This is a genomic window from Veronia nyctiphanis, from assembly GCF_004116385.1.
Taxonomy (GTDB): Bacteria; Pseudomonadota; Gammaproteobacteria; order Enterobacterales; family Vibrionaceae; genus Veronia; species Veronia nyctiphanis.
On record NZ_PEIB01000092.1, the window covers coordinates 1 to 1,433 of the forward strand.

General features: G+C 53.4%; 2 protein-coding genes. Both read right to left on the bottom strand.

What is annotated here, in order from left to right; all coding sequences use genetic code 11:
* Nucleotides 1-580 (bottom strand): Calx-beta domain-containing protein (locus CS022_RS24550; protein ID WP_408057303.1); only part of this gene is annotated, 580 nt, incomplete at its 3' end.
* A partial coding sequence (locus CS022_RS24555; RefSeq protein ID WP_328590433.1) for an immunoglobulin-like domain-containing protein occupies nt 513-1,433 on the bottom strand: 921 nt, incomplete at its 5' end. The genes CS022_RS24555 and CS022_RS24550, both read right to left, overlap by 68 nt.

Below are 1,433 nucleotides of genomic sequence, written 5' to 3' on the forward strand. Positions count from 1 at the left end.
TATCGGAAAGTTGCTGACCGACTACGGTGGTTGTCACCGCCAAGGTAAAGCCTTCGTTATCTTCGAAGAGTGTGTCGTCGGTAGTAGAAACTAGTACTGAGAACGCGGTGACATTGCCAGGGACTGTGGCGGTATAGGTGCCGTCCTGGTTCGGGGTTAGGGTCGCGCCCGTGATCGGGTTACCCTGGCTGTCGACGAGGGTCACACCGTCGATATCATCGGCAATCGTAGCCGGATTATTACCACTGCCTGTCAAGGTCAGGGTGTAGCTGACGTTGCCCTGTACCGGATTGCTAAGAGTCACATCAAAGGTGGCATCGTTCCCTTCATCAACGGTGCCAGCGTCGCCAACTGTCAGGGTCGGTGTCGCTTCATTATCGGTGATCGTTGTAGTAACACTTTTATTGCTGCTATCGACGGCTAGAGCTTCAAAACCTCCGCCTGCGATATTACCAATGGTGATCGTAAAGTCTTCACTTCCCTCGGCAATGGTGTCTTGAATGGTTGCAATGTCAAAATCGACACTGGACTGCCCAGCTGGGATAGTGACCTGCGTGACACCGGATGTAATCAGAGCCATCAGTGGCGGTGCCTGAGTATTCAAGCTGCACAATGACATCGGTTTCCGCAGGGGCAGAGAGTGTCACGGTGTAATCTTCCGCGACTTCGCCTTCTACCACCGTGGTTGGTCCATCAATACTGACCGTGACCGTATCTGGGTCAGCTTCATCACTGATATTGGTGGTGACACTGTCGTTAGCGTCGTCGATTTCCAGATTCTCGAAGCTACCACCGGAGAGGCTGTCGATGGTGACAATCAGGCTTTCCGTCCCTTCGCCATAGACATCATCGGTCGTCTGGATAGTAAAGTTGGCGGAGGTCTGTCCGGCAAGAATGGTGACAGAGGCGACACCGGTATAATCCTCACCATTGGTTGCTGTCCCTGTGTACGTCAGGTTCACCGTGACATCGGTCAACGGCGCTTCTGTCAGGGTAATGGTGTAATTGCCCGTTTCCTCACCTTCAACCACAGTGCCCGGGCCGTCAATGCTGGCCAAGACAGTATCAGGGTTGTCGGTATCTTCGGTAATGGTTGTGGTGACGTCATCGGCATTGGTGTCGATTTCGAGACCTTCAAAGCCGCCGCCAGTTACACCGGAAATGGTGATAGTAAACTGTTCGTTGTTTTCAAGGAGGCCGTCATCCAGCGTGGCAATATCAAAGTCGACACTTTGGCTACCTGCTGGGATGACCACAGAGGCGACGCCTGTGTAGTCTTGACCGTTAGTCGCTTCGCCTGCGTAGGTGAACGTGACTGTGACATCTGTCTGTGCTTCGGCGGTCAGAGATACGGTGTAATCCTCGGCGACTTCGCCTTCTACAACCGTTGTTGGGCCAGAAAGGCTGACCAGCACATCATCACCGTCTGCTTC